This window comes from Nocardia sp. NPDC058519, assembly GCF_042719755.1.
Lineage (GTDB): Bacteria > Actinomycetota > Actinomycetes > Mycobacteriales > Mycobacteriaceae > Nocardia.
Genome location: NZ_JBHXNK010000008.1, coordinates 137,891 through 164,052, shown reverse-complemented (window position 1 = coordinate 164,052; position 26,162 = coordinate 137,891). Strand labels below are relative to the sequence as shown.

Sequence of the window (26,162 nt, the reverse complement as noted above, 5' to 3'; positions counted from 1 at the left end):
GCTTCCGCCCGGTCTCGATCGCTAGTCGACTGCGGGTGTCAATGCTTTGGTCAGCGCAGGGACTGCAAGGGTGCGTTGCCAGTTGCGGGCGCCGCCGACGAGGAGGAATGCTTCGATCTTCGCGGACAACTCTTCGGCAGTGCCGACATTCTTGTAGTCGGGGAGTCCGTCCCAGCACAACCGACGAACCAGGTCGGGGGAGAGGAGGTTCTCGACCGGGATGGAGTGTTCGGTGGAGAGCTCGCTCATCGCACCGCGGGCGGTGGTGAGGCGGGCGGCGGCGATGGGGTCGCGGCGTTCCCAGCGGTTGACAGGGGGTGGGCCGTCGAAGGGGAGGGTCAGTGGGGGGAGTTGTTTGTCGGGGAGGGTGCGGCCTCGTTCGATCGCGGCCAGCCAGTCGCGGGAGTAGCGGCGTTGGCGGGGGCCGCCGAAGACGGGGAGGGTGCGCAGTTGGGCGATCGAGCGTGGTTCGCCGGTGGCGGCGGCGACGATGGCCGAGTCGGGGAGGATGCGGGCGGGGGCGACGTCGCGGGCGCGGGCGAGTTCGTCGCGGGTGGTCCACAGTTCGCGGACGATCGCCAGTTGACGGGTGCGGCGCAGGGTGTGGATGCCGGAGGTGCGGCGCCAGCGGTCGGCCTTGGGGGAGGGCGGGTCCATGGTGCGGACGTGTTCGAATTCCTCTGCGGCCCAGTCGAATTTGCCCTGGGCGGTGAGGTCGGCGGCAACGGTGTCGCGGAGTTCGAGGAGCAGTTCGACGTCGAGGGCGGCGTAGTTGAGCCATTCGTCGGGCAGTGGGCGGCTCGACCAGTCGGCGGCGCCGTGGCCCTTGCGCAGGGAGCGGCCGAGCAGGTTCTCGACCATCGCGGCCAGGCCGACGCGGTCGTAGCCGGCGATGCGGCCGCCGAGTTCGGTGTCGAACAGGCGGGCGGGGCGCAAACCCAGTTCGGCGAGGCCGGGCAGGTCTTGATCAGCGGAGTGCAGGACCCATTCGAGGTCGTTGATCGCCTCGGCCAAGGGGGTCAGGGCGTCGGTGACGGGAATCGGGTCGATGAGGAACGAGCCCGCGCCTTCGCGGCGCAGCTGGATCAGGTACGCCCGTGCCGAATAGCGGAAACCGGACGCGCGTTCGGCGTCGACGGCCAGGGGGCCGGTGCCGGCGGCGAGAGTTTTGGCGGCCGCGGCGACCTCGTCGGCAGTCGCCAGCACAGGTGGAACCCCCTCGGCAGGGACGAGCAGGGGCTCTGCTGCGGTGGGTTCCTCGGCGACCGACATAGACGTGAACTCTACGTGGCGATCAAGGGCGATCGGTGCGGGTATAGGACTCCGGTCGTAAATGGGTGATCCCGGCGGGTGGCAACCCGGCGGCAAAGGCCAGCACCTCGCAGAACGCTTCGACATGTCGGCGCATCTCGGTGGTTGTCGCTGTCCACGACGCGCGCAGTTCTAGCTGGTGGGCGCGTGGTGGGCCCGCGATATCGCCGTAGCGGACCGAGCTGGTCGCGGTCACCGTGCCGCCGAGGGCGGTGAACGGTTCGCCGCGCGATTCCAGGGAGTCGACCAGCCAGCTCCACGCCACCTCGGGTAACAGCGGGTCGGCGGCAAGTGCGGCGTCGATGTCGGCCTGGATGTAGGCGACGAGCCGGAACACCCCGTTCCAGGCCTCGTCGCCGTCGGGGTCGTGTAGCAGGATCAGCCTGCCGAACGCGTCGCCGCCCTCGGAGTCGATGGGCACCACGGGACCTTCTGGGTGGGTGACCTCCGCTCCGAGCGCATAGGAGAACGGCGCCAACCGTTGTGGAGGACGGATAGGCGCCAGCTCGATTCGGGGATGCACTGTTGCGGTGCCCATCGCATCGACCGCCGCCCGAAAAGAAGCAGGCTCGCGGGGCGTTCCCCCGGTCGGTGCGGCGCCGTCGCGGATGTCGAGCGGTGTCACGAGGAGGAACGGTAGACCGTGGGCGCCCGACGCCGTCGGAGGCGCGCCGCCGTGCGCGTTTCGTGCCGCTGACGTTGCGGAGGGCGCATTCTCGATGTCGGCGCGATGCGCGATGTGCGACGCGACCGGGTGCGGCGGGTGCCGGGTACGTGGCGGGCCGAACGTGTGGTTCGTCCCACACCTGCCTGGGCGTGCGGATCGGCGGGGCTCGACGCTTAGGATGAACACCGATGAGCACTTACACCCGCCGCCGGTTGACCGATGCCCCTTTCCTGGCCGCCGCCACCGGCGCGACGCCCAGCAGGCGCCCGGTGTGGTTCATGCGTCAGGCCGGCCGGTCACTGCCGGAGTACCGCGAACTGCGCAAGGGCATCGGCATGCTCGAGTCGTGCTTCGACCCGGAGCTGGTGTGTGAGATCACCATGCAGCCGATCCGCCGGCACGGTGTCGACGCGGCAATCCTGTTCTCCGACATCGTCGTTCCGCTCAAGGCCGCGGGCATCGACCTCGACATCGTGCCCGGCGTCGGCCCGGTCATCGCCTCGCCGGTGCGTACCGAAGCCGATGTGCGCGCGCTGCCGCGACTGCGTCCCGAAGAGGTCGGCGCGGTCACCGAAGGCGTGCGGCTGCTCACCGACGCGCTCGGCGACACCCCGCTCATCGGGTTCGCGGGCGCTCCGTTCACCCTCGCCTCCTACCTGGTGGAAGGTGGGCCGAGCAAGCAGCACGAGCGCACCAAGGCGATGATGCACGCCGACCCGAAGACCTGGCATGCCCTGCTCGGTGCCCTCACCGACATCACCATCGCCTTCCTGCAGGCCCAGTTGTCGGCCGGTGTCGACGCGGTGCAGCTGTTCGACTCGTGGGCGGGTGCGCTCTCGCTGGCCGATTACCGCGAGTACGTGCTGCCGCATTCGGAGCGGGTGTTCGCCGAGGTTGCCTCGGCGGGCGTGCCGCGCATTCACTTCGGCGTCGGCACGGGCGAACTGCTGGGTGCCATGGGTGAGGCCGGTGCCGATGTGGTCGGTGTCGACTGGCGAGTGCCGCTCACCGACGCGGTACGTCGGGTCGGTGCGGGCAAGGGCTTGCAGGGCAATTTGGATCCCGCGATCCTGTTCGCCGGTTTCGACGCGGTCGAGGCCGAGACCCGGCGGATCGCGCGCGAGGCCGACGAAGCGATCACCCTCGGTGCGACCGGGCACATCTTCAACCTGGGCCATGGCGTGCTGCCCGACACCGATCCCGGCGTACTGACCGCGCTGGTCGAGTTGGTGCATTCGCTGTAGGGCTCGATCGCCTCGCTACCGGCGGCGGTCGTCAGCGAAGCGTCCACGGACAGTGACCCGGCCGACATCCGTCAGGTGCGCGTCGTCGGCGGGGTGCACGCGCGGCTACGGTCGAGGCATGAGGATCGCGGTCGTCGGTGGCGGAATCAGCGGGCTCGTCGCGGCTTACCGGTTGCGACAGCGGCTGGGGGAGGGCGTCGACATCGTCGTGCTCGAGCAGAGCGGACGGGTCGGCGGTGTGCTGCACACCCGCGAATTGGCCGGGGAGCCAGTCGATCTCGGCGCCGAGGCGTTCGTGGGGCGCAGGCCAGAGGTGATCGAGTTGATGAGCGAGCTCGGCCTCGACGACCAGTTGGTGCGGCCCGCCGGGAAGCGACCGCTGATCTGGGCGCAGGGATCGGCACATCCGCTGCCCGGACGCACACTGATGGGGATTCCGTCCGACGCCGAGTCGCTGCGGGGGCTGGTCGATGACGCGACGCTCGACCGGGTAGCGACCGAGCCGGAGCGCCCGCTGCACTGGGAGCCGGGCTCCGATATCGACGTGCAGACCCTGGTGGGCGACCGTTTCGGCAGTCAGGTAGTCGAGCGGAGCGTCGATCCGTTGCTGGGCGGGGTGTACGCGGGGATCAGCACTTCCATCGGTGTCCGCGCCGCGCTACCCACCCTCGCCGCGGCACTCGACGACGGCGCTTCGAGCCTCACCGAGGCGGTCAGAACGGCGATGCCCGCCCCCAGCTCAGCCCCGGTATTCGGTGGGCTGCGCGACGGCTACGGAGCCTTGCTCGCCGCACTGACCGAAGCTTCGGGAGCCCGATTGGTCACGACCACGGCCGCGACGCGCGTAGCCCGCGCACCGCGTGGCTGGGTGGTCGACCCGCTCGGAGCCGTCGACGCCGTCGTCATCGCGACGCCCGCCCCGGTCACCGCCCGGCTCCTGCACTACGTGGCGCCCGAAGCGGCGCGGGCGGCCGCCGGTATCGAGCTGTCCTCCTCGGCGCTCGTCGCCATGGCTCTCCCGCGTGACACCCCCCTTCCGGATAACTCCGGCATCCTCGTAGCCACCGGAGAACCCTTGCGCGCCAAGGCCTTCACCCTGTCCAGCCGTAAATGGCCGCACCTGGCCGAGCGCGACGTCGCCCTCGTCCGAGCCTCCTTCGGCCGCCTCGGCGACGACAAACCGCTGTCCTGGACCGACGACGACCTCATCGCCGCCGCGGTCGCCGACCTGGCCACCGTCACCGGCATCCCGATCACCCCACTCGAAGCCGTCGTCCAACGCTGGCCCGGCGGCCTCCCGCAGTACGCCCCCGGCCACACCGACCGCATCGCCACCCTCGAATCCGCCGTCGCCCCCCTCGACGGCCTCGCCGTAGCGGGCGCCTACCTCCACGGCGTCGGCGTCCCCGCCTGCGTGGCCTCGGGCACCGCCGCCGCGGAACGCGTGGCTACCGCGTGTATCGAGAGCGCGCAGCACTGATTCCGATGCAGGGCAATGCGGGAACATGTCAGGTCGGTGGCTCGGGGGACCAGACTCCGGCCGCGGTTCCCTCCTCGACATGCTTGCGATAGGCGACGACCTTGTTGTGGATCACTTCGAGGCCGACCGTCAGTTCGGCCAGTCGGTCACGAACAGACCGTTCGTGGGCCTCGAGCAGGGCCAGTCTTTCCCGCTCGTTTCCCGGTCCCGTCCGCACGAGCCGGGCGAAAGTCCGCAAGGTCGCGATGGGCATGCCGGACTCGCGTAGGCGGTTGCAGAGCAGGAGCCATTCGACGTCGGCTTGCGCGTAGACGCGCTGTCCACCGGAAGATCGGGGGATCGGGCGCAACAGAAGTTCTTCCCGTTCGAAATATCGCAAGGCGTGCACCCCGAGGCCGGTGGCCCGGCCGACGTCACCGATAGACAGACCGTTCATCTCGTGGGTCCTCACAGCTTGACCTAGATCGCACTCTAGATTTTACCGTCAGCGCATGGCGATCACGCAGCAGCACAGAATCGGTAGCGGGTTCGGCCCGCGCAGCACGGTCGACGAGGTCGTCGACGGCGTCGACCTGACGGGGAAGACGGTCCTCGTCACCGGCGGTTACTCGGGTCTCGGCAAGGAGGCCACCGTGGCGTTGGCGCATGCCGGGGCGCACGTGGTCGTGCCTGCCCGCCGGGTCGAAACGGCACGAAAAGCACTGTGCGACATCGAGAATACGGAGGTGGCTGAACTGGACTTGGCCGACCTCGACAGTGTCAGGGCATTCAGCGAACGTTTTCTCGATACCGGCCGCACCATCGACGTCCTCATCACGAACGCCGGGGTCATGGCCTATCCGCGCCGACATGTCGGGCCGGGCTGGGAAGCGCACTTCGCGATCAATCATCTCGGGCACTTCGCACTGGTCAACCGGTTGCGTCCGGCGCTGGCCCGGAGCGGGGCTCGGGTGGTCGCGGTGGCATCGTCGGGCCACTTCCTGGCCGATATCCGCTGGAACGACCTGCATTTCAGCCGCGACTACGACACCTGGAAGGCCTACGGTCAGTCCAAAACCGCCAACGCGCTGTTCGCCACCCACCTCGACGCGATCGGTGCGGCGACCGGAGTGCATGCGTACTCCGTGCACCCGGGCAGCATCCTCACACCACTGCAACGCAATATCGCCCGTGCGGACCAGATCGCGCAGGGCTGGATCGGCAGTGACGGTAGTCCGGCCAAGGGCTTCAAAACCCCGGCGCAGGGGGCGGCGACAGCAGTCTGGGCGGCGACCGCCGCACCGCTCGCGGCGTACGGCGGTGCCTATTGCCAGGATTGCGACGTCGCCGAACTCGCCACCGACGACGACATGCTCGTCGGCGGCGTGAAGCCGTGGGCCGTCGACGCCGCTTCCGCCGCCCGTCTCTGGACTCTGTCCAGTGAGCTCACCGGACTTGACAGCTTCTCCGGCTGACCAGCGGCGTGTCAGCGGGCATCGGCGATAGCGGTACTGCATGATCGCCCGCTGTGACCAGTGCCGGTGAGCAGCGCAGCGCGCGGAGCCTGATTCTCGATCCCGATCTGGGGCCTGTCGAACTTCACGACGGTGAGGTGACGACGGTGACCTCGGTGTTCGGCAGTGATGAGTCGTCGCCGTGGCGGGCGAGCAGGCCGGTGGAGGACTGAGCCCCAGCGGCGGGCGAAAACGCCGCAGTGGCACCATAGATCCATGGCGCGACTCGACTACCAGGCTCTCAACTCCTCCATTCGCTACCTGATGTTCTCGGTGTTCCAGGTTCAGCCGGGCGTGCTCGGTGAGGACCGGGCCGGGGCGATCAAGGAGGCGAAGGCGTTCTTCGACGGACTCGCCGACAAGGGCGTAGTGCTGCGGGGGATCTACGACGTGGCGGGGCTGCGGGCCGACGCCGATTTCATGCTGTGGACCCATGCCGAGCGGGTCGAGGATCTGCAGGCCGCGTACTCCGATTTCCGGCGCACGACCGAACTCGGCCGGGCGAGCGCTCCGGTCTGGAGCAACGTCGCGGTCCACCGGCCCGCAGAGTTCAACAAGAGCCACATCCCGGCGTTCCTGGCGGGGGAGGACCCGGGCAAATACATCTGCGTCTACCCCTTTGTGCGGTCCTACGAGTGGTACCTGCTCCCCGACGAGGAGCGTCGCAAGATGCTTGCCGACCACGGCAAGGAAGCTCGCGGGTACCCGGATGTGCGAGCCAACACCGTGACCTCGATGGCACTGGGCGATTACGAGTGGATCCTCGCGTTCGAGGCCCCCGAACTGCATCGCATCGTGGATCTGATGCGTGATCTGCGGGCGACCGAGGCCCGGCTGCATGTACGCGAAGAGGTGCCCTTCTTCACCGGACCGCGCGTCGAGGTCGAACAGTTGGTCACCGCACTGCCGTAGCGGGGCAAACACCGAAGGCCCGCTCATGGAGCGGGCCTTTCTCATCGGCCTGTTATCGCCGCGGTCTCGCACTCGAGTATCGTGAGCGGGCTGGTTATGGCTATGAGGGTGAGAGAGATTCGCGCGTGGTACCAGGGTGGGGAACGGACCGGACCGAAGAGGGCCGATCCGCAATAGCAGTCATCGATCGAACCGCACCGGAAACGGTCGAGTCGCGCCGCACGCCGGCGCAGTGGCTGCGCTCGGCGCGCACCGACCTGATCGTCGCCGGTTGTTACCTGTCGCTCGCGGTTTTCGTACTCGCCGGGCTGTGGTCGAACCTCCGTAGTGGCTACCTGAGCAAAAGCGATCAGGACCAGACGCTGTACGAGTGGTTCTACGCCATCACGGCGCGAAACATCACCGACCTGGCGAGTCCGCTCAGCACCCAGCTGCAGAATTATCCCGACGGCGTGAACATGATGGCCAATACCCTCATGTACGGCTGGGGGGTACCGTTCGCGCCTGTCACCCTGCTTTTCGGGCCGACCGTCACTTTCGTGTCGGCGCTCACGTTCGGCCTGTTCGGCACGGCGTTCGCCTGGTATTGGGTTTTCTCGCGCGAGCTGGTGACCGCCAAATTCGCGGCGGCCGTTGGCGGTTTGTTCTGCGGCTTCGCACCCGCGATGATCGCGCACACCAATGGACACGCGAATTTCGTTGTCCTCGTGTTGCTTCCGTTCATCGCTTTGCAGGTCATCAAAATGGCGCGGCGCGCGGAGAACACCGTCGGAGCGCGCCCGGTATGGCAACCGCGCGCTGCCGTCGTGCTCGGACTGCTGGTCGCTGTTCAGCTCACGCTGGGTGAGGAGCCGCTGCTGATCTTCGCGCTCGGCTTCGCGGTCTTCGCCCTCGCCTATCTGCGCACCCGGCGCGACATCCTGAGCACGCTGCGTGCGGTGGCCCCTTCGGTACTGCTCGCGGCGCTGATCACGTTGACGCTCACCGGTTTCGGTCTGTGGTGGCAGTTCGCCGGACCGCAGTCGTATCGATTCATCGGGATCGGCCGGGTCGGCAATGACATTCTGTCGCTGTTTCAGTTCTCGCCGGAATCGGCGGGCAGCATGTTCTCGTTCGGCCCCGACGTGAGCATCAATCCGACCGAGGACAACACCTACTTCGGGTGGCCGCTACTCGTGCTCGTCGCCGCTGCCGCGTACTTGCTGCGGCGCGAGCGCATCGTGCGGGCCGCCGCGATCGTCATCGTGGTGTTCACATCGCTGTCGCTCGGCATCGTGCTGTCCTTCGACGGCGTCGTGCGCTTCGGCGACGGCGACTTCGCCATGGTGCCGATGCCGTGGCTGGCCTTCGGGTGGATCCCGCCGCTGAACGGGATCATCGAATCACGGTTCGCCATGGTGGCCATTCCGGCCATCGCGATAATCCTGGCCCTCGGCACCCAGCGGGCGATCGAATTGCGGCGCACCTCCGCCACCATGCGGCGGCCCATTGCCTGGTTCGCCGCGCTGACCTTCGCGCTGCTGCCCATCGCACCGACCATGCTGCCCGTCGCGGAACGCACCCCGACGCCCGCGTTCTTCGCCGACGGCACTGTGCGGCAGTACGTCTCGGACGGCTCGGTGGTGATCGTGCCGCCGCCCACCTCGGGGGACGCCATCGCGCTGCGGTGGCAGATCGACGCCGACTTCGCCTTCCCGCTCGTCGGCGGCTACTTCGTCGGCCCGAGCGGCGCGGACCACGGGGCCGGTTATGGCTCCGACCCCCGATCCACCGCGGTTCTGCTCATGCTGGTCCGGACGTTCGATACGGTTCCGGTCATCGACCAGGCTCGGCGCGAGCAGGCCATCTCGGACCTGCGTTACTGGGGCGCCGATGTGGTGGTGCTGCCGCCGGCACACAGCGGTGATGCCCTGCGTCGTACCGTGGATGACCTGCTCGGCATACCGGCCGAGCAGGTCGACGGTGTGTGGGTGTGGGACGTGCGCGGTCTCGTTTGACCGCAACCGAACACGAGATCACCACGCCGGTCGATTTGTGCCGACCCGATGGCCGGCTCGATCCGGATGCGGTCGGCTGGACGCGGCGGCCTTTGCATCGGACCGATCTGCGTGGCTGGGGACGGTGCAAGCGCTGGGAGTACTGGGGGATCGTCACCCCGCGTCATATCGTCGGCATTGTCGTATCGTCGCTGGATTACGCGGGGGTGCACGGGATTTACGTGCTCGACCGGGAGAGCGGCGCGGAGATCGCGCGCGATGCGGTGGTGCCGTTGGCACGCGGCACGGTGATGGCCGGGCGCAGCGGTGTGGGTGTCACGTCGGCTCGGGGCGGTGGTGTCGAGATCGAAATCTCCGAGGACGAGGGCGGTAGTTCGATCGAGGCCAGTGCCTCGGGCATACAGCTTTCGGTACAGGTGCCGATGCCGCCCGGTCACGAATCGCTCGGGGTGGTGGTGCCGTGGAGTGCGCGGCGATTCCAGTACACGGTCAAGGACGTGGGGCGCCCCGTATCCGGGACACTGACCTCGGGTTCGGAGGTCCATCGGATCGAAGAGGGCTTCGCGGTCCTCGACCACGGCCGGGGAAAATGGCCGTACTCGATGACCTGGAATTGGGCGGCCGGTGCGCGGCCCGGATTGGGAGTCCAGTTCGGCGGCAAGTGGACCGACGGGACCGGCAGCACCGAGAACGCCCTCATCGTCGACGGTCGCCTCCAGAAGATCAGCGATGAGCTGCGCTGGGAGTACGACACCACCGATTGGCTGCGACCGTGGTCGATCACCGGCGACCGGGTCGAGGTCGAGTTCCGGCCGTTCCATGAGCGCGTCGCGGTGTCGAATCTGCTCGTCGTCGCCGGTGAAACGCATCAGTGTTTCGGGCATTTCACCGGGCGTGTGCGCGGTGAGGACGGTCGCTGGCTCGACCTGGACGATGTCGTGGGATGGGCGGAGGAAGCCCGGAACCGGTGGTGACCTGCAAGGGGCAACCAGGTCGGGCGGTATTTCGACCCCTGATTGAATCAGTGATTGAAATGTCGATTGAAACGTGTTTCACTTCTGGGTATGGTCGATGAGGTCAAGACGGGGACGCGGCAGCGACTGCTGATCGCCGCCGAATCATTGCTGCTGACCGAGCCCTACGACGAGGTCTCCGTGCGCGGCATCTGTGCCGCCGCCGGTGCCAACGCCGCCGCGGTGCACTACCACTTCGGATCGAAGGAAGCCCTGGTCGGTGCGCTGATCGAGGACCGGTTGGGGCCACTGTGGGCCGATGGTCTCGCCCGCGCGAGAGCCGGGCGCGATCCGCTACCCGACGTCGTCGACACGATCCTGGCCCCTTTCGTCCAGCTCGCGGGAGATCCCTTGGGTCGCTTGCATCTTCGACTGCTGTCCAGGTTCGTCCTCGGACGGCATCTCACGACGTGGCAAGGCCCGTGGTTTCGCATGGGCACCTGGGCCACGCTGCTCCCGGAGCTGGACAGCCGGGAGAGCCGCCGCCGGTGGATGCTCGCCTTCGATCTGATCATCATGCGTTTCGGCAGCCCCGAAATCGAGGAACACGGCATGGCGCAGCCGGACCTGGAGACACTGCGAGATTTCGTGGTGGCCGGTTTGACCGCGCCGACGGGAGAACAGCTATGAACGACATATTCGCACCCGCCACGCTGGGCCCGATCACCTTGCGCAACAGGGTGATCAAGGCCGCGACCTTCGAAGGCCGCACGCCCGACGCCCTGGTCACCGAGGAACTGATCGACTTCCATCGGGAGGTTGCCGCCGGCGGTGTCGGCATGACCACCGTCGCCTATTGCGCAGTCGCGCCCGGCGGTCGCACCGATCGGCATCAGATCTGGATGCGCCCGGAAGCCGTTGCGGGACTGCGGAAGCTGACCGATGCCGTGCACGCGGAGGGCGCCGCGGCCTGCGCGCAGATCGGTCATGCCGGACCGGTGGCCAACGCCGCCTCCAATCAGGTGCCGGCGCTCGCGCCGAGCCGGATGTTCAACCCGCTCGGCATGAGATTCACCAAGACTCCCACTATCGCCGAGATCGCCGAAACCGTGGCCGCGCACGCCGAAGCCGCCCGCCTGGCCGAGCAAGCCGGATTCGACGCGGTGGAGATTCACTTCGGCCACAACTATCTGGCCAGCTCGTTCCTGAGTCCGGTGCTGAACCGGCGTAAGGACGCCTACGGCGGATCCCTGCTCAATCGGGCTCGGATGGCGCGTGAAATCGCTTGTGCGGTAAAGGATGCCGTGGGCGATCGGATCGCGGTCACGGCCAAGATCAATATGGAGGACGGCCAAGCCGGTGGCCTCACCATTCCCCAATCGCTCCAGTTCGCCGCCTGGCTCGAGGCCGACGGCGCGCTCGACGCCCTCGAATTGACCGCGGGCAGTTCGCTACTGAACCCGATGATGCTGTTCCACGGCACACCCCCGCACCGCTCCTTCGGGAAAACGCTGCCCACTCCGGCCCGCCAGGGCTTCCGTCTGGTCGGGAAGAAATTCCTGAAGGAGTACCCGTACAAGGAGGCCTACCTGCTCGAGCGGGCCCGCCACTTCCGGCGCGCACTGTCCATGCCGCTGATCCTCCTAGGCGGCATCACCAATCTCGACACCATGCAACTCGCCCGGACCGAGGGCTTCGAATTCGTCGCCATGGGGCGGGCCCTGCTGCGCGAACCGGACCTGCTGCACCGCATCCAGGCAGATGAATCGACGCGTTCGGCGTGTGTGCACTGCAACGAATGCATGCCGACCATCTACTCGGGCACACGCTGCATGTATCGCCCCACCCTTTCGCACGAGCCGATCCAGCTGACCCTCGGCTGACACACCCGAGGGAGGAGACACCATGAGTGGATTGCTGTCCGCTGTACAGCGAATGACCGGGAGATCGTGCATGCAGGTCGAGGGAAGCGTTTTCGTCGTCACCGGAGCTGGGAACGGCATCGGACGATGCGTCGCCTTGGAGCTGATCGCCCGTGGCGCGATCGTGGTCGGTGCTGATCGCGATGAGCAGGCGCTGGCCGCCACCGCCGCACTGGCCACCGACCGCGAGCGCTTCACCGCCCACCCGATCGATATTTGCGACCGCGTCGCGGTGGCCGCGTTCCCCGACAGCGTGATCGCCTCCCACGGACAAGTCGACGGTCTGTTCAACATCGCGGGAATCGCCCAGGAACTGCAACCCGTCGCGGATCTCAGCGACGCTCGGATCGAGACGCTGATGCAGGTGAACTTCTTCGGCGCGGTGTGGATGTCGAGGGCTTTCCTCCCGTACCTGCTGCAACGCCCCCGCGGGGTCATCATGAACACCTCGAGCCTGTCGGCGATCGTTCCGGTGCCCGGCTCAGCGGTGTACGGCGCGTCCAAGGCCGCGCTCGCCCTGTTCAGCTACGGCCTGGCGCAGGATTTGCGTGGCCGCTCGAATGTCACGGTGACCACGGTGCTCCCGGGTTCGGTCTGGACCGACCTGGTGCGCAAGGTAGCCCAGCAAATGGGTGCGCCGGAGTGGCTCGCCAAGGGGTTCTCGGCCCAGCCCGAGCAGGTGGCGCGCCGCATCGTCGACACGACCGCGAAGGGTAGGGGACGTGTCGTGATCGGCAAGGACGCCCACGTCTACAACGCGGTCCGGCGGCTCAGCACCCGGCTGGCCGATCGGCTGTCGTACCTACAGGTCGGTCACGGCGTCTACCCCAAGCGCACCGCAACCGACCGAAGCAGCTGACCACCTGGCGGGCTTACCGAGCGGCTGAGCTCCAGCCTTTCAGCCGGCGGACCCTTCCGCGGGCTGCAGGCGCAGGGAGATCGAGTTGATGCAGTAGCGCTGGTCGGTGGGAGTGGGGTAGCCCTCGCCCTCGAAGACATGTCCGAGGTGGCTGTGACAGTTCGCGCAGATCACCTCGACGCGGCGCATACCCAAGGTCTCGTCGGCTTTCAGGATCACCGCGTCGGAATCGGCCGGATCGAAGAAGGACGGCCAACCGCAGTGCGAGTCGAATTTTTCTGTGCTGCGGAACAATTCGGCGTCGCAGGCGCGGCAGGTGTAGACACCTTCGGTCTTGGTGTCGGTGTACTCGCCGATGAACGGGCGCTCGGTGGCGGCCTCGCGCAGGACGGCGTATTCCTCGGGATCCAGTTTCGCCCGCCATTGCTGCGGCGTCAGCTGGATACGCGGCGTGGGCAACGAAGTATCGGAACTCATGGCTCCACGCTAATGGGTTCGGCCGGTGCGCGCCGTGAGCGGTGCGTCACCGGCCGATAACTACTTGAGCGCGGGCTCGCGTTCCTCGACCGGCGCCACCGGATCCTCGCGGGGCGAAGGCGTGTCCTCGACCGGCGCGACGGGCGCCGGTTCATCGGTGCCGTCACGCGAATCGGGCGCACTCGTCATCCACGTCGGGTCGATTCCGAACTGCAGCCTGCCCTCGCGACGCGCGGCCAGGTAGCGGTCACCGAGCACACAGAACACGACGACGAGCAGCAGTCCCCAACCGAAGGTCACCCGCAGGTATTCGAGGTTGCGGCCGACGCCTTGCCAGCGATCCGAGAGCCACTTGTCGTAGGTCATGAACCCGAAGATCGCCAGCCACGCGGGCCAGTTGCGCAGCACCGAATTACGTAGCACCACGGTCATCAGGAACGGGAACACCATCATCGAGTAGTACATCTGGCCCAGCGAGGGCAGCAGGAACCACGCAGTGAGCAGCACGCCGGAGAACGTGGTGACGAAGAACAGCTCGTCGTGGCGGTAGTAGCGCCACAGCAGCCACAGCGACACTGCCACCACACCGGCCATCACGACCTTTACCAGCAGGATCAGCCAGTCCGGCAATCCGTAGTAGAGCCCGTTGCCACCGATCGAACTGTTGAAGTAGTCGCGCGTCTCAGCCAGATACGGCATGACGTGGGTGAAGAACTTCTCGGGGTCCGCCGACAGCGGCCAGGCAATAGCAGTGAGCGCCAGCGGCACACCGAGCGCGGTGATGAACACCTTCCACTGGCCGCGAACGGCCGGGACGAGCAGTAACGGCGCCAGCGTCGGTTTCACCGCGATGCTCAAACCGAGCGCCACGCCGGCCCAGAGGTCCCGCCGCGCCAGCAGCAGCGTGATGAACAGCAACTCGGCCAGCAGCAGACAGCCGTTGACGTTGGTGAAGACCAGCGTGTTGGTCACCGTCTCGGAGGTGAACATCGCCAGCAGCAGCGCGGGCGCGGCGATCGAGCCGAGACCGAACTTGAACAGGCGCAGCAGCAGGTACCAGGCGAGCAGGATCGCGACCGCGTTGAGCCCGATGAACAGCCATCGCGACAGCTCGTAGTCGATCACCGCCACCGGCGCGATCAGCAGCGTTCCGCTCGGATAGTAGAGATAGTGCGGGTCGACCGACGAGAAATCGGCGGTGTACAGCGGCCTGCCGTTCAGGAACTCGAACGAGGCGTTGTACACGGGCCGGTAGTCGTCGGTGACGAAACCGTTGATCGCCTTGATGAAGACGCGGTTCAGCACCATCATGACCGCGAAGGGCCAGAGCGCGAACTTGATCACCTCGGCGGAGGTGCGAGCGGTACGAGGCTCGAGCTGTCGGAACAACACTGGGGCACGGTACACCGAATCGGGTTGCGATGGTGTCGCCGGACCCGTATGACGCGCCGGAACCGGGTGGTTGCCCCGACCGGATCAGGCCGGGCAGGCGCCGCCGTCGGCGGGCAGTTTCGCCTCCGCGAGGTAGTCGTTGACCGCCTTCTGCGCGCATCCGGAGTGGGGGACGACCGGATGCCCCCAGCCCTGCCAGGTCATCGTGGCGTGCCGGGCACCCGCCGAGCCGAGCGCACCGGTCACCGAGGCGGCGGCCCCGCCGACGATCGGATCGGCCGCACCGGCGAACACCAGCACCGGCAAGTCGAGTTTCGTCGGCAGCGGCGCCGCGGTGGAGACCGGCCAGGCCGAGCAGACCATCAGCCCGATGGCGGCATTGCGCCCGAATACCGGATATTTGCTCGCCCAGGTCTCGGCGAGTTCACGGGCCTTGTCCGCGGTCGGGGGCTGCTGGCTGTCGGTGCACCGGTTGACGAACTCGCCGTCGGAGGTGATCGCGGCGGCCTCGCGCACGACCATGGCCGAGAGCGGTCCGCGATCGCCGCGGTCGGCGGCGGCCAGGATGTCGGCCAGTGCGGTGACCCGATTCGCCTGATCACCGCGGGGACTGGACAGGAAACCGGTGAGCGCGGTCGACAGGTCCGCGGCCGAGATCTCGCCGAGCCCACCGCTGCTCGCCTTGTTCATCAGCGCGACAACGGCGGCACGCGGGTCGGCCCCGAGCGCGCAGTTGGCGGCCTTGCAGCGCTGCGCGAACGCGGTGAGGGCGGCTTCGGCGCCGGTGACGCGTGCCTCGGCCATGGTGGTGGCGTCGGCGCCGACCGGTTCGGGGGCGTCGAGCACGAGCCGGGCCAGGTGGTCGCCGTAGCGGCGGGCGTAGCTCAGGGCCACCTTGGCGCCGTTGCCCGCGCCGAGCAGGTTGATCTTGTCGACCTGCCACTGCTTGCGCAGCTGTTCGATGTCGTCGGCGGCGTGCGGTGCGTCGAACGTGCCTTCGTAGGGCTGCAGGAAATCGCGGCAGGCGATGGTGGCGTCCTGGCTGAAGCCCGCGACGGCACCGACCTGATCGCCGTTGCCCACTCCGGTCTGGCCGAGGTCGGTCATCACCGCGCGCAGCTGCGCCGGAATGCAGTCGATGGGCTGGGAGGCGCCGATCCCACGCCGGTCCACCGCGACGATCGGCTGCGCGGCCAGCAAAGCGCTGTTGGGCCCGATCGCCAGCCCGGCCAGCGTCGAGGCCGAGGAACGGTCCGAACCGGAGGTGAGCACCAGCGGGGCCGCGTCGGCGGGCGTCTGCGGCAGACGGGCACGCAGGGCGCCGGCGCGGAAGGTGCCGAGCACGGTGCCCGCGGTGTCGATCGGCGTCGAGAACTCGGCGCAATCGAGGACCAGACCCGCGGGGGCGGCGCCGAAATCGAGCGAGCTCAGGGTGGTCGCGGTGCAATCACGCCAGGCGAGGTCGGTTTTGGGAACCTCCGCCTTGGCGAGGTCCTGCGGCGCGGGCGCGTCGGTCTGGACGCCACCGGCCCCCGGGCGCTCGATGGCGACGACGGGCCGATCCGACGGTCCGGCCCCACAGCCCGCGAGCATGATCGACAGTGTCGCGGCCGTTGCCGCGGCCCGAGTCCAACGCATGCGCTACACACTGCCAGGTTCGGCGCCGAGTTTCATCGACGGGCCCAGCGGGCCAGGACGGTGCCGTCCTCGGCGAGCACCAGCTGCTTGCGGGCCATCGGCAGGTCGAATGAGCTCGCCGACAGCGAGATTCGCCCGCCCGTGCCCCCGACCAGCATCGGGGCGGTGGTCAGGCACAGTTCGTCGACCAAACCGGCCTCGGCCAGCTGCCCGAACAGATGTGGTCCGCCTTCACACAGCACCCGGTGCAGACCGCGTTCGGCGAACACCCGGATCAGCGCGGCGGGCATGATCGCGGCCTCACCGGCGACCACCACCTGCGCGCCCGCGTCCTCGAGGGCACTGACCTGGGCCGAGTCCGCATGCCTCGTGGTGATGACCAGCGGTGGCACCTCGGCGTCGGTGAAGAATTTCGAACCGGGATCGAGCTTGGCGGTGGCGGTGACCACCGCGATCGGTGGCGGGGTGCCCTCGGGGTGACCACCGATTCCGTGCCGGTGGTGCGCGATGCGCCGTTGCGGGTCGGGGTGCGCACCGCCGTAGTTCTCCGCGCGCAAGGTGCCCGCGCCGATCACGACCACGTCGGCCAGTTCGCGCAGGACCGTGAACACTTGTTTGTCCGCCTCGGTGCCCAATCCCTCGGAGACACCGTCGATGGTGAACGCGCCGTCGATGCTGCTCACGAAGTTCGCCCGCACCCAAGGACCGTCCAGATGCCGCGGATAGGCATAGCACCTGGCCAGTCCGTCGGGATCGAGGTCTGCGAGCTGGGTCACATTGTGGATACGCTGCATAGGGATCGATGCAACCACGTCCGTACCATTTGTCCATGCAAGAACGCCTTGTCGATCGCCATCCGGAGGTCCCGGCCGACCAACTCGTCGCGCAGATGGTGCCCCCGCCCATGTTCGACGAGGTCAGCTTCGCCTCCTACATCCCCGACCCCAACGAACCGAGCCAAGCGGCCGCGGTCGCCAAGGCCGAGGCATTCGCAGGTCAGGTGGCGAAAATCCACAAGGCCGCCTCGAAGAAGAGCCTCTTCGGCAAGAAGAAGGCCATCTCCGGCGCTGGCCTGTATCTCGACGGCGGCTTCGGTGTCGGTAAGACCCACCTGCTCGCCTCGATCTTCCACAGTTCCCCGGCGCCCAAGTCGTTCGGCACCTTCGGTGAGGTCACCAACCTGGTCGGCGCGCTCGGCTTCAACAACGCCGTCGAGCGGCTCTCGGCCAACAGCGTGCTGTGCATCGACGAATTCGAACTCGACGATCCGGGCGACACGATGCTGGTCTCGCGACTGCTCACCGAGCTGTCGGCCCGTGGCGTCTCCATCGTGGCGACGTCGAACACCCTGCCCGGCCAGCTGGGCGAAGGCCGTTTCGCGGCATCGGACTTCCTGCGCGAGATCAAGAAGCTCGGTTCGATCTTCGATCCGGTGCGCGTCGACGGTCCCGACTACCGCCACCGCGACCTGCCGCCCGCCCCGGAACCCACCTCGACCGAGCTGCTCGTCGAGCGTGCCGTGCTCACCCCGGGTTCCACGCTCGACGAATTCGACGTGCTGCTGAAGCATCTGAGCACGCTGCATCCGTCGAAGTACGGTGCGTTGATCCAGGGCGTGGCGTCGGTGTTCATCTCCGATGTGCACACCGTGACCGATCAGGCCGTCGCGCTGCGCGTGGTCGTGCTGGCCGACCGCCTCTACGACGCGAGCATCCCGGTTACGGTCTCGGGCGTCAAACTCGACGAGATCTTCTCGAAGGAGATGCTCGACGGCGGTTACCGCAAGAAGTACCTGCGCGCGATCTCGCGTCTGCTCGCGCTGTCGCGCTTCGAGGCCGGTGTCGTCTAGCGGCTGGTGCCGCAGTTCTCGGCCCTGTTCCCGCCTCTTCCCTCCCTCCGGGTACTCCTTCGTCGCACCCTCCACTCAGTCCAGAGTCGGGCGGGCCGAGAACGTCGTGGAGGGCCTAGAGCGCGCGTTCGAAGACGAAATCGGAGTGCAGCTGGGTGCCGACCGTGAAGGTCTTGGTTCCCACCTGCCGAAAACCGTGCTTGGCGTAGAACTTCTGCGCGCGTTCGTTGGCCTGGTTGACGCCGAGCCATACCGTGCCTGCACCGGAGTCGCGCGCGGTGTCGACCGCGGCTTCCATCAGCGCCCCGGCGACACCGCTGCCGTGGTGCCCCGGCAGCACATACATCTTGCTCAGTTCGACCACCTCGCCCGCGCTCACCTGCGCGGCGACCTCAGGGTCGCTCGGCCTGCCCGTGATCAGCATGGCGTAGCCGACGATCTCGTCGCCCTCGACGGCCTTGAGCACGGTCTTGGCCGGGTCGGACAGATATTCGCCGAAGCGTTCGCCCGAGAGCATCTGCTCGAGGAAGATCTCGATGTCGCCCGCGGTGGCCTCGGGCGGGCAGGCGAGCGGGAAAGTCGCGGCGGCGACATCGCTGAGCGCCTCGGCGTCCCAGAGTCCGGCGCGGTCGACGACAACGGAACTGTTGGTCATCCTTCCAGTACAGCACGGGTCGCGCGGGGGGCGGCGGGACTGTGGACCACGACAGCGTGGCGCATAACGGCTGGGTCGGGCACTCTCCCACAGACTGTGGGCTGTCCAGCGCGGTGGCACCTTGCCTGTACTTGCGCGGTGGCACCACACCTATCTGTCCGAGTAGTCTCCTGCGCATGACGAGCGGTAGCCGCATCGGGATCGTCGGTGCGGGAGTGGCGGGTTTGGCCTGCGCGAAGGTATTGAGTCAGGCGGGGTTCCCGGTCGAAGTCTTCGACCGAGCCCCCGACGTCGGCGGGGTGTGGAGTGCCACCCGCCGGTATCCGGGACTTCGCGCGCAGAACAGCAAGTCCACGTACGCGTTCAGCGATCACCCGATGCCCGAAGATTTCCCCCGCTGGCCGGACGGTCAGCAGATGCAGGCCTACCTGGCCGGATACGTGCAGGAGTTCGGCCTCGGCCCGCACCTGCGCCTCGGCACCGAGGTGGTGGCGGCCGACCCGGTCGACAGCGGCTGGTTGCTCGAGATCCGTGACCAGATGGGCGGGCACCGCACCACCTGCGATCACCTGATCGTCGCCAACGGTGTCTACAGCGACCCGGTGCTGCCCGACCTGCCGGGCGCCGCGGGTTTCCGTGCCGCGGGCGGGCGGCTGTGCCATGTCTCGGAATTCCACGATGTCGAGCAGGCGCGCGACCGCTCGGTGGTCGTGCTCGGCTACGGCAAGTCCGCGTGTGATGTGGCCGAGGCCGTCAGCCATATCGCCGACGAGACCACCGTGGTGGCGCGCAGACTCACGTGGAAGATGCCGCGCAAACTCGGCTTCGGCGCCGACTACGAGCGCCTGCTGCTGACCCGCGCGGGTGAGGCGCATTTCGCCTCCCGCTTCCCTCGCCGCGCCGAACGGCTGCTCGACCGCCTCGCACTGCGCCAGGCGAACATGGACCTGCTGCAAGAGCGGGTGACGCGCAAGCTGCGGCTGCGTGAGCTCGACCTGGTGCCGACGGGCCCGATCTCCGAGATCGGCACCAGCAGCGCGAGCTTGGCCACCGAAGGCTTCGCCGAGCAGGTCGAGGCGGGCCGGATCAGCGTGCACCGCGACACCGAGATCACCGAACTGATCGGTGGGCGGCACGGGCCCGCCGTGCGCTTGGCCGACGGCAGCCTGAAACTGGCCGAGATCGTCGTCTGCGCCACCGGATACCGGCAGGAGGTGCCGTTCCTCACCCCGTTCGTCCGGCGCGCCCTCACCGACGAGGTGAGCGACTTCCGGCTCTACCGCCACATCCTGCCGGTGGAAGTCCCCAACCTGAGCTTCGCCGGCTACAACAGCTCCCATGTGAGCGCCCTCAGCGCCGAGGTGGGCGCCCACTGGATCGCCGGGCTGCTCACGGGCCGGTTCGTGCCGCCGATGGCCGAGATGATGAACAACGAGATCGATGCCCGCCTGGAGTGGTCGCGGGAACGCAGCGACGGCAACCATGCGCACGGTGCCTCGGTGGTTCCGTTCTCGCTGGCCAATATCGACGAGATGCTCGACGATCTCGGCACGCCGCTGCCATTGCTGTCGCGGCTGGCACAGTGGGTCCGACCCGTGCGGCCGACGTCCTACCGCGGGGTGCTGCGCAATCGCGCGGTGGCCGCTCCCGTGGCGCCCACACCGGCGCCCGTAGCGGAGCGGTAGCCGACACGCCGGATCGCCGTCGGCAACGCTGGCGGCGATCGGTGCGTTGGTCATAATCCTCGCGTGGACGCGCTGGATCTGAACCTACTGCTCGCTCTCGACGCGCTGCTCGACACCAACAGCGTGACCGAGGCGGCCCGGCGACTGCACACCTCGACGTCGGCGATGAGTCGCACCCTCACCCGGCTGCGCGAGGTGCTCGGCGATCCGCTGCTCGTTCGCTCCGGCAGACAGATGGTGCCGACTCCGCGGGCGCTGGAACTGCGCCACGATGTGGCGAGCCTGGTCGATCAGGGACGAGCGCTGCTCACCGCCCGCGACGGGCACGGGCCCGGCAGGCATCGGGATTTCGTTGTCCGCGTGGGTGATTCGGTGGGTGCGCGCCTGTCCGGTCCGCTGCTGGCCGCGGTCCACACACAGCTACCAGGGGTGACGGTGCGGCTGCTCGCGGCCGATGCCGCCGACGGTGCGGTGGCGCTGCGCGACGGCCGGGTCGACGTCGAAGTCGGCATGATCGGGCAGACCGATCCGGAAACGGTGGTCAAGCGCCTGTTCACCGATCGCTGGATCGGGGTGGCCGCTCCCGACCACCCGTTCGCCACCGACCGCCCCACCGTCGCCGCCTACGCCTCGGCCCGCCATCTGGAAGTTTCCCCCACCGGTCGCACCCGTGGCCCGATCGACGACCGGCTCGCCCTGCACGGGCGCACCCGCCGCGTGGTCGCCACCGTCGCCGACCTGCCCACCGCGCTGCTCACCCTCGCGTCGACCGAATTGGTCTGTCCCGCACCGGAACTACTGTCCCGCGCCGCACGCACCGCGCTCGGCTTGGCGATGTTCGAGATCCCGCTGCCGCTACCCGCCCCCGTCGTCGCCATGGCGTGGCATCCACGCAACACCGCCGACGCGGGCCATCGCGCCCTGCGCGACCTGATCGGCACCGTCCTGCACGAACCCCCGAAACCGGACGTCGACCCGGGTCTGGTCCCGCTGGCGACGCCCGCCTGACGCGGGAGTGCGGTCGGTCTAGCCGACTTCTGGGGTCGGTGGGCCGAACACGTCGCGGCGGCCCGGCGGGAGGCCTGCCGAGCGTTTCAGCTCGTCGAGCATGGCCTGCAGCTTGTCGACGTGGGCGCGTTCGATGTCGAACGCACGGTAGGTGCCGGTGACGGTGATTCCGGCCGAGTCGGTGGCGGTCGGCGGAATCGGGTCGGCGACAGGGCGTTCGAGAGGATCGGGCGTGCTCGTCGACATGCCGCGCCCGGTCGGCAGGCCCAGGGTCGGCGGATCGGAGCCGTCGTCGGCCGGGCGATCGTGGTCGGTGAGAGCTGCGTGGTTGGTGAGCGCCGTGTGGTTCGGCAGGCCGTTGTGGTCGGGCAGTCCGCTGGTGTTCGCCGGTCGATCGGTGCTCGACGGACTCGAGTACGCGGGGCTGCCGCTGCTATCCGGTGCGCCGTTGACAGGCGACGAGCCGCCGATGTACGTCGGATCCACGGGACCGTGGTTCGGCTGGGTGGTGAGTTCTGTCGGTGGGGTGAGTCGTGCGGGCGCGCCCGAGGCGGTCGGCGGCTCGGGGGTTTCGCCGGTGGTCAGGCGGTCGCGGGGGGTGAAATCGTCGAAGAGGGAATCGGCGCGGCGCGCGGAGTCGGTGGTGAAGCCGTTGCGGGCGTGCCCGTTTCGGTCAGGGGCCGTAGGTGACGGCGCGGGATCTTCCGTGAACGACCAGTGGATGCCGTTGGCGGTGTTTCCTGTGGACCGAGCATCCGCCGACGTGTCGGACCGAGGGGGGAATTCGGGGGAGGGCGCGTCGAATCCGTTGACCGGCTTACCGTTCGGGGGCGTAGCGGTTCGGTCAGCCGCCGTGAATCCCGAGGAGAGGTGGTCGTTCGCCGTGTGCGTGGAGTTCACCGCCGCGGACCGTGCGACACCGTTCCCGTTGCTGGAGAGCTCGTCCGGCGACGGAGCGCTGAGCCTGCCGCCGCCGGTGGTCGCGTTTTCCGTCGGCTTCTTGGCCGGGCGGGCCCGCTCGATCACTGCGTCCGGGCTGATTTCCGCCGTCAGCGGATCTCCGGCACCCACCGGGGTCCGCGTCGACTGTGCTTCGACCGGTATCTGCGGAACCTGCTTCATCGCACCGGAACTCGGCCCGAACCCGTTCACGCCACCCTCACGCACGACAGCGCCCACCTCCGCACTCCCCGGCAGGGTTGTGCTCGCAGCTGCCGAGGTTGTGCCGGCGTCCGTGCCGTCGAGACCTGACGTCGGTCGGCGATCCTCGGCGAGCGTCGCCGTGGTGGACTTCGGGGCACTCATTCCCGATGTGTGGTCGACAGCGGGTGCCGTCAGTACCGTTCCGATCACCGCGGGCACCGGAGTGCCGTTGCGTGGGGACGCGATGTCTCCGGCCACGCCATGCGCGGTGCCGTTGATCCCGTTCGTCGACGTCACGTTGCCGGCCGCCGCGACCCTCTCGCCGGACGCAGCTGCCGCACCGAGGCGCGTAGGCGCAGGCCGCCGACTCGGTGTCGGCAGTTCGCCCCCGGCGCCATCGCCCCCGGCCGCCACGACCGAATCACTGTCGAACGAGACCGATCGGCCGAAGGGCGCCACCGCCTCGCCCGAGGCGGTACGAGGGATCGGCGTCGCGGCCAATGCGGTGGGATCGCCGAGGTGGTCGGTGGTCGGCCGGGTGGGGGAGTTGCGGCGTTCGAGTGGGGGCCGGGAGCCGTCGCTGTCCTGGTGGGGCGCTGAAGGGTCGGCTGCCGATAGATGGTCGTCGAGTCCGTCGGCGGCACGTTCGGCGGCCTCCGCGGCTTCGCGGACCTCGCGACGGCTGCGTGAGCCCCGCGCCGGACGGCCGGAATCGGGCTCACCGTCGTTGTCGAGGGCGTCGAGGCGGGAGCTCAGGCGTGAAATGTCCTGTGACGCACGGAACGCCCAGGATTCCAGGCGCCTGATCCGGATGTGGTCGGGCAGATCCTCGTCGACCGGGAAGGTTGGCACGTCGAGCTGGACCCGCGCGGCGACGATATCGAGCTTGTCGCTGACTTCGCGCAGCGCCGTGGCGATACTCGCCAGCATCGACCCGATGGATTCGTCGTGCTCAGCGTGGTTCATGCACACCCTACTTCCCGTGGTCGCCCGAGCGTGCCCGCCTCGGCCGCAGCGATCATATCCACCGGGGCAACAGCACGTGTTGTCGTGATCGCTTACGCGACGCGCCGAACCGATTCGCAATCAGTATGAAACGGACATGCAACAGGCCGGGTCTGTGTATCGAAATGATCAAGATCTAGGCGTCTCCGTGCGACGTTGACACAATGAAATGGCTTGATATACAAGCAGAGTCGCGTTTGTGATTTCGATCACCGGTCGGTGACGCACCCGAGCGCGGGTCAAGGGGGCTGGCGCCTTTTCGATGGCTGCGGGAACCTGATGTCCAGGACGTGCGCGTGAGCCTACGACAGGTCTGTTGGTGAGGGAGTGATGGTGTGAGGACGAAGCGGCTGAGCGAGACCCAGGTGGCGTGTGGACGACAGGCGCTGCTCGACGAACTGGGTATTTCCGAGGGCAGCCGCCGCGCCGTCACCGAACGTACCGGGTATGGCTGTGGCTGCCCCGAATGTGCTGCGACCCAATGGAATACGCAGCGACTGGAACACTGGATCTGCGGCAGGCTCACGGCGGCGGGCGCCGACGAGGCCGAGGTCGACGCACGGATCGACGATATCCCCGTCGATATCTACTGGCGCCGCGGCGACCGGCGCTGCGTGGTCGAGGTTCGCAGCGGCCCACTCGACATCACCGCGGCCCGCGCACACCGGAAACGCTTGCAGGCGGCCGGAATCGACGATGTGCTGTGGATATGCCCGCAAGGTTTCTGGGTGCCGCTGGTTCCCGCGGTCGGCATCGCCGATTTCGCGCCCGCGGCCGCCGACTACCGCATCGGACAGGGCATGCTCGCCGCGGGCTCGACCGGTTTCGCCGCCCCGGCTCGCGGCAGCACGGAGTTGCGTGATTTTCTCGAAGGGTGGGTGTCCGGCGAAATCCACTGGGGGCACGCCGATCTCACGACAGGAGGGTGGTCCGACGTGGGCACCTGGGAACGGCACACCGCGGCACAGGCGGCGATGATCGAGCACCAGCGCACGGAGTTGCGCGATCAGCGGGTGGAGCTGGCGGTATCGCGCCAGGCAGTGCGCGACAAGCAGCGGCTGGTCGGCCGTCTGCACAACCGGATCGATCGGGCCGGGGTGAACGCCGACGCCGAGGCCATCACGATGGCCGGGTTGCGCAGCGAACTCGTCGCCCAGCAGCGCGTCGCGGCGAGCCTGCGCGCGAGCATCGGGCGGATGGATCGCACCTTGGATCAGTGGCAGTGGCTCACCTGCTGCGCGATGCTGCTGGTGCTCACCGTGATGGTCGGCGCGATGGTGATGCGCTGAGCCGCATCGGCAACCGGTCCCACTGCCAGTCGTTGCGCAGGACGAGACCGGCCAGGTCGAGGAGATCGAGGCCGGTCTCCGCGCCGGCCGTGGCCAGCGCCTGCCGGTCGTAGGGGCCCTGCTCGAGGTCGGTGGCCAGGCGTTGTTCGATCGCGGTGTCGACCGTGCGAGCCCGCAGCTGTGCTGTGCCGAGCGCGCTGCCGGTCCAGGCGAGCCAGCCCCAGCCGTGCTCGCGTGCGTAGTCGCGGCCGAGTTCGCTCTGGAGCCGGTTGTGGTGGAAGGCGATGCGGCCCAGCGGGACCACATCGATGAGCACCGTGCGGCCGTCGGTGAGCTGGGCGGCGACCGCCGGGTAGTGGACCTGATCCTCGCCGCCGAAGGTGTAGGTCAGCGCCGTCGGCTCTTCCTGGAACGCCGCCACCGCCGGGTCGGCGTCGAGGGTTCGGAGTAATCGGGCCGCCATCGCGGAGTCGTAGGCCACGTCGCGGCCTGCCTTCGCCAAGTAGAACCGTCCGCGGTCGGCATCGTCACCGTCGGCCACGCGCGCCGACTCGGTGGGCAGCGGGGCGACGGACCCGGTCGACCACTCGACCTCACCCAGCAGCGCCCGCAGATCGTCGGCGCCCTCCTCTGGCACGTGCAGCTTGGCCAGAATGCTGGCAGTCTTCTTCTGCCAGCCCAGGATTCGCTGCATCACGTAACCCGCGACCCGCTTGGCGTCGCCCGGTTCGTGTCCGGCCAGCCGGAGCTTGAGATAGGACCACTCCATGGCGACCAGGTCGGTATCGGTCGCGTACGTCTCGGCCAGCAGCATGCGCACCAGGCGCAGATCACCCGCCTCGACGGGATAGCGGTGCGCGAACACCCGCGCCGACCGGTGTCCCGAGCGGGCGGCTTCACGCACGATCCGCCCGATCGCTTTGGTGTAGAGCTGGCGGACGCGGTCGCGGGCCAGGTCGTAACGTGCGCCGATGCGGGTGAGTGTTTCCGGTCGCTGCCCACCGATCCCGAGGCGCAACGCGACGATCCGCGCGTCACGGGCCGCGCGTTCGGCATGGTCGGTGAGGAGTTCGGCGACCAGCTCGTCGAGTTCCTCGAGCTCGAACGAGACGTCTGCGGCGATATCGTGACCCGGTGGCATGACGATCTCGGCACTCACTGCGGCGACCTCCCTCGCTCGATC

24 protein-coding genes are annotated in these 26,162 nt (G+C 68.2%); 14 read left to right on the top strand and 10 right to left on the bottom strand.

Annotated features, from left to right (window positions below; all coding sequences use genetic code 11):
• Positions 1-21 precede the first annotated feature (21 nt).
• Together ACFWPK_RS12395 and ACFWPK_RS12390 are read right to left on the bottom strand one after the other, a co-directional pair.
• Positions 22-1,272: an HRDC domain-containing protein gene (locus ACFWPK_RS12395; RefSeq protein ID WP_378914786.1), complete on the bottom strand. Its 1,251-nt coding sequence runs from the start codon at positions 1,270-1,272 to the stop codon at positions 22-24.
• Positions 1,273-1,294: 22 nt separating this feature from the next.
• Positions 1,295-1,849, bottom strand: a complete 555-nt coding sequence (locus ACFWPK_RS12390; protein WP_378914898.1) for a DUF3000 domain-containing protein — start codon at positions 1,847-1,849, stop codon at positions 1,295-1,297.
• Between the two features lie 317 nt (positions 1,850-2,166).
• On the opposite strand from ACFWPK_RS12390, the gene hemE reads away from it, so the two are divergent.
• Together hemE and ACFWPK_RS12380 are read left to right on the top strand one after the other, a co-directional pair.
• Positions 2,167-3,222, top strand: coding sequence for a uroporphyrinogen decarboxylase (hemE, locus tag ACFWPK_RS12385; RefSeq protein ID WP_378914783.1), 1,056 nt, complete (start codon positions 2,167-2,169; stop codon positions 3,220-3,222).
• 118 nt (positions 3,223-3,340) lie between these two features.
• Positions 3,341-4,702: a protoporphyrinogen oxidase gene (locus ACFWPK_RS12380; protein ID WP_378914781.1), complete on the top strand. Its 1,362-nt coding sequence runs from the start codon at positions 3,341-3,343 to the stop codon at positions 4,700-4,702.
• Positions 4,703-4,730: 28 nt separating this feature from the next.
• On the opposite strand, the gene ACFWPK_RS12375 is transcribed toward ACFWPK_RS12380, so the two are convergent.
• Positions 4,731-5,138, bottom strand: coding sequence for a MerR family transcriptional regulator (locus ACFWPK_RS12375; RefSeq protein ID WP_378914779.1), 408 nt, complete (start codon positions 5,136-5,138; stop codon positions 4,731-4,733).
• Positions 5,139-5,193: 55 nt separating this feature from the next.
• Between ACFWPK_RS12375 and ACFWPK_RS12370 the strand changes: the two genes are divergently transcribed.
• From ACFWPK_RS12370 to ACFWPK_RS12335, 8 genes are all read left to right on the top strand, one after another.
• Positions 5,194-6,156: an oxidoreductase gene (locus tag ACFWPK_RS12370; RefSeq protein ID WP_378914777.1), complete on the top strand. Its 963-nt coding sequence runs from the start codon at positions 5,194-5,196 to the stop codon at positions 6,154-6,156.
• A gap of 53 nt (positions 6,157-6,209) precedes the next feature.
• Positions 6,210-6,368, top strand: coding sequence for a hypothetical protein (locus ACFWPK_RS12365; protein ID WP_378914775.1), 159 nt, complete (start codon positions 6,210-6,212; stop codon positions 6,366-6,368).
• Positions 6,369-6,411: 43 nt separating this feature from the next.
• Positions 6,412-7,107: a hydrogen peroxide-dependent heme synthase gene (hemQ, locus tag ACFWPK_RS12360; protein ID WP_378914773.1), complete on the top strand. Its 696-nt coding sequence runs from the start codon at positions 6,412-6,414 to the stop codon at positions 7,105-7,107.
• A 125-nt stretch (positions 7,108-7,232) separates the two neighbouring features.
• Positions 7,233-9,104 carry a glycosyl transferase gene (locus ACFWPK_RS12355; RefSeq protein ID WP_378914771.1) on the top strand — a complete coding sequence of 624 codons (1,872 nt, stop codon included), beginning with the start codon at positions 7,233-7,235 and terminating at the stop codon, positions 9,102-9,104.
• Positions 9,101-10,078 (top strand): DUF2804 domain-containing protein, encoded by a 978-nt coding sequence (locus tag ACFWPK_RS12350; RefSeq protein WP_378914769.1) that lies wholly within the window; start codon positions 9,101-9,103, stop codon positions 10,076-10,078. The genes ACFWPK_RS12355 and ACFWPK_RS12350 overlap by 4 nt, the downstream gene beginning before the upstream one ends.
• A 90-nt stretch (positions 10,079-10,168) precedes the next feature.
• Positions 10,169-10,747: a TetR/AcrR family transcriptional regulator gene (locus ACFWPK_RS12345; RefSeq protein ID WP_378914767.1), complete on the top strand. Its 579-nt coding sequence runs from the start codon at positions 10,169-10,171 to the stop codon at positions 10,745-10,747.
• A complete protein-coding gene (locus ACFWPK_RS12340) occupies positions 10,744-11,940 on the top strand; it encodes an NADH:flavin oxidoreductase (protein ID WP_378914765.1) in 1,197 nt (398 codons plus the stop codon). The genes ACFWPK_RS12345 and ACFWPK_RS12340 overlap by 4 nt, the downstream gene beginning before the upstream one ends.
• 70 nt (positions 11,941-12,010) lie before the next feature.
• Positions 12,011-12,838, top strand: a complete 828-nt coding sequence (locus ACFWPK_RS12335; protein ID WP_378914763.1) for an SDR family NAD(P)-dependent oxidoreductase — start codon at positions 12,011-12,013, stop codon at positions 12,836-12,838.
• A gap of 39 nt (positions 12,839-12,877) precedes the next feature.
• On the opposite strand, the gene msrB is transcribed toward ACFWPK_RS12335, so the two are convergent.
• The 4 genes from msrB to ACFWPK_RS12315 form a co-directional block, all read right to left on the bottom strand.
• Positions 12,878-13,315 (bottom strand): peptide-methionine (R)-S-oxide reductase MsrB, encoded by a 438-nt coding sequence (gene msrB / locus ACFWPK_RS12330; RefSeq protein WP_378914761.1) that lies wholly within the window; start codon positions 13,313-13,315, stop codon positions 12,878-12,880.
• A 60-nt stretch (positions 13,316-13,375) separates the two neighbouring features.
• On the bottom strand, positions 13,376-14,707 hold the full coding sequence (locus tag ACFWPK_RS12325) for a glycosyltransferase family 87 protein (protein WP_378914759.1): 1,332 nt from the start codon (positions 14,705-14,707) through the stop codon (positions 13,376-13,378).
• Between the two features lie 84 nt (positions 14,708-14,791).
• Positions 14,792-16,345: an alpha/beta hydrolase gene (locus ACFWPK_RS12320; protein ID WP_378914757.1), complete on the bottom strand. Its 1,554-nt coding sequence runs from the start codon at positions 16,343-16,345 to the stop codon at positions 14,792-14,794.
• A gap of 32 nt (positions 16,346-16,377) precedes the next feature.
• Positions 16,378-17,139, bottom strand: a complete 762-nt coding sequence (locus ACFWPK_RS12315) for a pyrimidine reductase family protein (protein WP_378914755.1) — start codon at positions 17,137-17,139, stop codon at positions 16,378-16,380.
• A 35-nt stretch (positions 17,140-17,174) separates the two neighbouring features.
• Here ACFWPK_RS12315 and zapE point away from each other — a divergent pair, with 35 nt between their 5' ends.
• Entirely contained in the window at positions 17,175-18,194 is a 1,020-nt protein-coding gene (zapE, locus tag ACFWPK_RS12310; protein ID WP_378914753.1) for a cell division protein ZapE, read from the top strand.
• Between the two features lie 115 nt (positions 18,195-18,309).
• Here zapE and ACFWPK_RS12305 read toward each other — a convergent pair whose 3' ends face one another.
• Positions 18,310-18,849 (bottom strand): GNAT family N-acetyltransferase, encoded by a 540-nt coding sequence (locus ACFWPK_RS12305; RefSeq protein WP_378914751.1) that lies wholly within the window; start codon positions 18,847-18,849, stop codon positions 18,310-18,312.
• A gap of 176 nt (positions 18,850-19,025) precedes the next feature.
• Between ACFWPK_RS12305 and ACFWPK_RS12300 the strand changes: the two genes are divergently transcribed.
• Positions 19,026-20,534, top strand: coding sequence for a flavin-containing monooxygenase (locus tag ACFWPK_RS12300; RefSeq protein ID WP_378914749.1), 1,509 nt, complete (start codon positions 19,026-19,028; stop codon positions 20,532-20,534).
• Positions 20,535-20,597: 63 nt separating this feature from the next.
• Entirely contained in the window at positions 20,598-21,542 is a 945-nt protein-coding gene (locus ACFWPK_RS12295; RefSeq protein WP_378914748.1) for a LysR family transcriptional regulator, read from the top strand.
• 18 nt (positions 21,543-21,560) lie between these two features.
• Here ACFWPK_RS12295 and ACFWPK_RS12290 read toward each other — a convergent pair whose 3' ends face one another.
• The gene (locus ACFWPK_RS12290; protein WP_378914746.1) at positions 21,561-23,651 is read right to left on the bottom strand and encodes a hypothetical protein; all 2,091 of its coding nucleotides are present in this window, start codon (positions 23,649-23,651) and stop codon (positions 21,561-21,563) included.
• A 374-nt stretch (positions 23,652-24,025) separates the two neighbouring features.
• Between ACFWPK_RS12290 and ACFWPK_RS12285 the strand changes: the two genes are divergently transcribed.
• On the top strand, positions 24,026-24,979 hold the full coding sequence (locus ACFWPK_RS12285) for a hypothetical protein (RefSeq protein WP_378914744.1): 954 nt from the start codon (positions 24,026-24,028) through the stop codon (positions 24,977-24,979).
• Here ACFWPK_RS12285 and ACFWPK_RS12280 read toward each other — a convergent pair.
• Complete coding sequence (locus ACFWPK_RS12280) at positions 24,945-26,138, bottom strand: hypothetical protein (RefSeq protein ID WP_378914742.1); 1,194 nt, start codon at positions 26,136-26,138, stop codon at positions 24,945-24,947. The two genes, ACFWPK_RS12285 and ACFWPK_RS12280, sit on opposite strands and share 35 nt — an antisense overlap.
• Between the last annotated feature and the right edge of the window lie 24 nt (positions 26,139-26,162).

Bases quoted from the DNA above. Each gene is read 5' to 3' on its own strand.
- ACFWPK_RS12395 (WP_378914786.1), bottom strand. From the start codon at position 1,272: ATGTCGGTCGCCGAGGAACCCACCGCAGCAGAGCCCCTGCTCGTCCCT.
- ACFWPK_RS12390 (WP_378914898.1), bottom strand. From the start codon at position 1,849: ATGGGCACCGCAACAGTGCATCCCCGAATCGAGCTGGCGCCTATCCGT.
- hemE (WP_378914783.1), top strand. From the start codon at position 2,167: ATGAGCACTTACACCCGCCGCCGGTTGACCGATGCCCCTTTCCTGGCC.
- ACFWPK_RS12380 (WP_378914781.1), top strand. From the start codon at position 3,341: ATGAGGATCGCGGTCGTCGGTGGCGGAATCAGCGGGCTCGTCGCGGCT.
- ACFWPK_RS12375 (WP_378914779.1), bottom strand. From the start codon at position 5,138: ATGAACGGTCTGTCTATCGGTGACGTCGGCCGGGCCACCGGCCTCGGG.
- ACFWPK_RS12370 (WP_378914777.1), top strand. From the start codon at position 5,194: ATGGCGATCACGCAGCAGCACAGAATCGGTAGCGGGTTCGGCCCGCGC.
- hemQ (WP_378914773.1), top strand. From the start codon at position 6,412: ATGGCGCGACTCGACTACCAGGCTCTCAACTCCTCCATTCGCTACCTG.
- ACFWPK_RS12345 (WP_378914767.1), top strand. From the start codon at position 10,169: ATGGTCGATGAGGTCAAGACGGGGACGCGGCAGCGACTGCTGATCGCC.
- ACFWPK_RS12340 (WP_378914765.1), top strand. From the start codon at position 10,744: ATGAACGACATATTCGCACCCGCCACGCTGGGCCCGATCACCTTGCGC.
- ACFWPK_RS12335 (WP_378914763.1), top strand. From the start codon at position 12,011: ATGCAGGTCGAGGGAAGCGTTTTCGTCGTCACCGGAGCTGGGAACGGC.
- msrB (WP_378914761.1), bottom strand. From the start codon at position 13,315: ATGAGTTCCGATACTTCGTTGCCCACGCCGCGTATCCAGCTGACGCCG.
- ACFWPK_RS12320 (WP_378914757.1), bottom strand. From the start codon at position 16,345: ATGCGTTGGACTCGGGCCGCGGCAACGGCCGCGACACTGTCGATCATG.
- ACFWPK_RS12315 (WP_378914755.1), bottom strand. From the start codon at position 17,139: ATGCAGCGTATCCACAATGTGACCCAGCTCGCAGACCTCGATCCCGAC.
- zapE (WP_378914753.1), top strand. From the start codon at position 17,175: ATGCAAGAACGCCTTGTCGATCGCCATCCGGAGGTCCCGGCCGACCAA.
- ACFWPK_RS12305 (WP_378914751.1), bottom strand. From the start codon at position 18,849: ATGACCAACAGTTCCGTTGTCGTCGACCGCGCCGGACTCTGGGACGCC.
- ACFWPK_RS12300 (WP_378914749.1), top strand. From the start codon at position 19,026: ATGACGAGCGGTAGCCGCATCGGGATCGTCGGTGCGGGAGTGGCGGGT.
- ACFWPK_RS12290 (WP_378914746.1), bottom strand. From the start codon at position 23,651: ATGAACCACGCTGAGCACGACGAATCCATCGGGTCGATGCTGGCGAGT.